The sequence below is a fragment of the Bacillota bacterium genome, from assembly GCA_040754675.1.
Classification (GTDB): domain Bacteria; phylum Bacillota; class Limnochordia; order Limnochordales; family Geochordaceae; genus Geochorda.
Window position 1 is genome coordinate 1 of the sequence record JBFMCJ010000409.1, and the last position, 3,737, is coordinate 3,737.

Below are 3,737 nucleotides of genomic sequence, written 5' to 3' on the forward strand. Positions count from 1 at the left end.
GGCCCACCCTCTTCAGGCGGAACGAACGCGATATGCGGCTCATCGACTCGGCGTGGCCCAGGAACACGTACCCTCCCTCCCGGAGCGCATCGTACAGCACCTGGGCCGCGCGTCGGCGGGACTCGTCGTCGAAGTAGATCAGAACGTTCCGGCAGAAGATGACGTCGAACCCCCGCATCAGCCTGGTGTCCTCCGGATCCAGCAGGTTGCCGTACTGGAAGCGCACGATCCTCCTCACTTCCGCACGGGGCGTCCAGTAATCCTGGCCGCGCACGAAGTACCTCTCCAGGAACGGCTCGGGCACGTCCCGCACCTCCCTGTCCGTGTACAGCCCCTTGCGGGCCACCTCCAGCACACTGGGAGAAATGTCGGTCCCCACGATCTCGACAGGCACCGGCGGGTGCTGCCTGAAGTGCTCGAGCACGATGATGGCCAGAGTGTACGCCTCACAGCCGATGGAACACCCGGCACTCCATAACCGGATCTTTGGCCACGAGCTGGCCAGTTTCTGCTCGTATATGTCCGGCAGCACCGCTCTCGCGAAGACGGTCAATTGGGGGAGGTCGCGGAAGAAGTAGGTCTCATTGACCGTGAGCAGGTCGATCAACTGCCGCAGTTCCGCATCAGAGCCCGGGGACGCCAGTAGGCGCACGTACTCGGCCGGGCGCATACCCTTTTCCTCAAGGCGCTTGCGCACCCGGCTCTCGAACAACTCCCTCTTGTCCCCGTCGAAGGCAAGGCCCGTCTTGCCGTAGACCATGCGCATCAGGGCCTCATATTCCTCATCACCGAGCAGCCACGCCCTCGCGGTCATGCCCCCGCCTCCAACCGGGCGCCCCCCGCCTCTCCCATCCACCAGAGCAGGGTCCTGCCGGCCAGGCAGGCTTCCTCGCCGCCGGCCGCAAGCAAGTCGAACAGGGGCTTGACCTCCTCCTCCGAAACCACCCCGCTCTCCTCGGCCGGGAGCCGCGACGCGAGCACGGCCAGTGCCTCAAGCAATTGAAGGCGCACCTGCCCCGCGCGTGAAATTCCCGCCAGGGCGCCGCGCACGGTACGAACCCCCCCGAGTGCAGCAACCAGGTCGACATATGCCCGGCGGGAAAGCTCGCCGGTGCAGGGGACGAGCAGCACGTCCAGAACCGCGTCCTCGTCGCCCAGGTCGCGCAGCACCTCGAGCAGGGCAAAGCGCACCCACTCATCCTCCTCCACCCGCAGCCTCGCCACCAGGTGGGGAACAGCCTCGCGCGCACCCAGGCCCCTGCACCCTTCTGCCGCTGCCATGCGCACGTTCGGGCAGGGATCATCCAGGAGACCGGTCAAAACGGGCAAGACCCTGTGACGGCTGCAGCCCGGCAGCAGTTCGCAGGCCAGTCTCCGCAGCGACGGATCGGGTTGGGCCGCGAGGGCGATCAACTCTTCTAGGGCGAGGTCCCCCAGACGGCGCAGAACGTCAGCCGCGGCCGCCCGGACGGCAGCCCGGTCATCTCGGAGTGCAGCCGCCGCAGCGCGGGCTGTCCGCACGTCCCGCGACGCGGCAAGAGCCGAAATCGCTGCTTCCACCACGCTCGGCTCGGGATCCGCGAGGAGGCGGACCAGCTCGGCCTGGGCAGCGGGATCGGTCGTACCCGCCAGGGCAAGCGCCGCCTTCCGGCGCCTGGCCCGGTCTGGTGAGTTCAGACCCTCGAACCTCGTCATTTGGTCCTTCCCCCCAACAGCTCCGCAGCCAGCGCCACGGGGTCAACGACTGGTGCCACGCGGCCATCCCCAAGTATCGTCGCGCCCAGCAGGGCCCGCGTGGCTCGGGCCGCCACGCCGACCGGCTTGAGGACCACCTCGGCCTGCCCCAAGAGCGACTGAACGCCCACGGCGAAACTGCCGGCAGCGTCCTCGGCGATCAGAACGTATCTCGCCTCCTCCCGCACGGTCCAGCCCAATGCCCGCCCCAGGTCCACAAATGGCAAGAGAGAACCACCTGTGTCCAGGCAGCGTCCGTATACCCGGCAACTGCCACCCAGCATGAACAGGCGCCGCACCGCTGCCGCCGGCAGCGCGAGCACTTCACCGCCAACCTCAACCAGCAGGGCGGGCATGGTCGAAAGGCTCAGGGGCAACAGGATCCGAAAGGTTGTGCCAAGGCCTCGGGCCGTGCGCACCGATATGCTCCCACGCAGCCGCTCCACACTCGCCTTGACCACATCCATGCCCACCCCGCGCCCGGAAACCTCGCTCACCTTTTCAGCGGTGCTGAACCCCGGAACGAAAATGAACTGCACGAGCTCGTCCGGGGTGAGTTCTCCCGCCCTGGTAGGGCTCACCAGACCGGCCGACACGGCGCGGTCACGCACCCTGTCCAGGTCGATCCCCCGCCCGTCGTCGGACACCTCGATCACTACCCGGCCAGCCTCCGAATACGCGGTGAGGGAAATCGTGCCCGCTTCAGGCTTTCCCAGCCGGCGCCTGACTTGGGGTGGTTCGATGCCGTGATCGGCGCAGTTGCGGACCAGGTGGGCAATGGGGTCGGCGATCTCCTCGGCAAGCACCTTGTCGATGGAGGTCTCCTCCCCGGACGTCTTAAGCGTGAGCTGCTTGGCTACCCGGGCGGAAAGCTCCCGAACCAGCCGGCGGTAGCGCGCAAAGAGCGTGCCGACCGGCACCATCCTGAGTTCCATGACCTTCTCGCGCAACGCGGACGAGATCGACTCCAGCTTGAGGCGCGACTGATCGAGCCCCGCCACCACCGGCCTGAACTCAGGAGGAACCGAAGCCGACGCCAGGCGCCGCACTAGCTCCGCAAGCCGCGCTCTCTCGATCAGCAACTCGCCAACCAGGTTATTGACCTGGTCCAGGCGGTCGACGTCAACCCGCAACGTCCCCGCGGCGCCGGATGTCCTGTCCCCGCTCGGGGGAGACGCCACCGGGGGCTCACCGGCAGGGAGTCCCGAGGTAAGGGCTCCGGCCACCCCCACGCCTGCCCCTTCTCCGGGCAAACCGGTGGCCTGGCTCACCTCGGCTACTATCTCACCGGGCAAACCGGCACAGGCCTCTACCGAGCGTGCCAGGTCAGCGGGGGCGGCATCAGTCGCCACGAGAAACACGACCTCGCCCAGCGGCTGGTCGGGAGTGCCGTCAAGAGGCGGCTCCACCGAGAGAACCTGACCGCAGGACTCCAGCTGCCTCCTCACCAGGGCCGCCCTAGCTCCCCGCAGGGGATCAGTGCCCGTCAACACCACGCGGACTCTCAGCACAGGGATCGCCCCCACTCCCCCGCCGATCACTTTGCCGCGGCAAGAGTGAACCACTTGAGGACCTCGAACGGTATGTCCGTGGACGGGGCCACCACATCGACCGCACCAAGTTGGACTGCAGCAGCCGGCATCCCGTACACCACGCACGTCTCCTCGCTCTCGGCTACCGTGTAGCCGCCACGATCGCGGATCTCCTTCATCCCGAGCGCTCCATCCCGCCCCATGCCGGTCATGAGAACTCCGACGGACTCACGGCCATAAACCTCCGCGACCGACTTCATCAGCACGTCCACGCTGGGGCGGAACAAGGCCTCCGAGGGGTACTGCGACAGGCGAAGAGTCGGCCGCGTCATCCCTGGCCGGATAACCACCAGCAGGTGGCGGTCGCCCGGGGCAACGTAAACCACCCCGGGAAGCGCCTCCTCCCCCATTTCCGCCTCTTTCACCTTGAGCGCGCTGAGTTTGTCCAGCCGGTCCGCGTAAGAGCGTGTG

4 protein-coding genes are annotated in these 3,737 nt (G+C 67.3%); all 4 read right to left on the reverse strand.

Annotated features, from left to right (window positions below):
* Nucleotides 1–814: protein-glutamate O-methyltransferase CheR (locus AB1609_17965; protein MEW6048333.1), on the reverse strand; the 814-nt coding region annotated here is incomplete at its 3' end.
* The gene (locus AB1609_17970; protein MEW6048334.1) at nucleotides 811–1,695 is read right to left on the reverse strand and encodes a HEAT repeat domain-containing protein; all 885 of its coding nucleotides are present in this window, start codon (nucleotides 1,693–1,695) and stop codon (nucleotides 811–813) included. The genes AB1609_17965 and AB1609_17970, both read right to left, overlap by 4 nt.
* Complete coding sequence (locus AB1609_17975) at nucleotides 1,692–3,245, reverse strand: chemotaxis protein CheA (GenBank protein ID MEW6048335.1); 1,554 nt, start codon at nucleotides 3,243–3,245, stop codon at nucleotides 1,692–1,694. The genes AB1609_17970 and AB1609_17975 overlap by 4 nt, the downstream gene beginning before the upstream one ends.
* A gap of 26 nt (nucleotides 3,246–3,271) precedes the next feature.
* Nucleotides 3,272–3,737, reverse strand: a 466-nt coding sequence (locus AB1609_17980; protein ID MEW6048336.1) for a CheB methylesterase domain-containing protein, incomplete at its 5' end; no start/stop codon positions are given.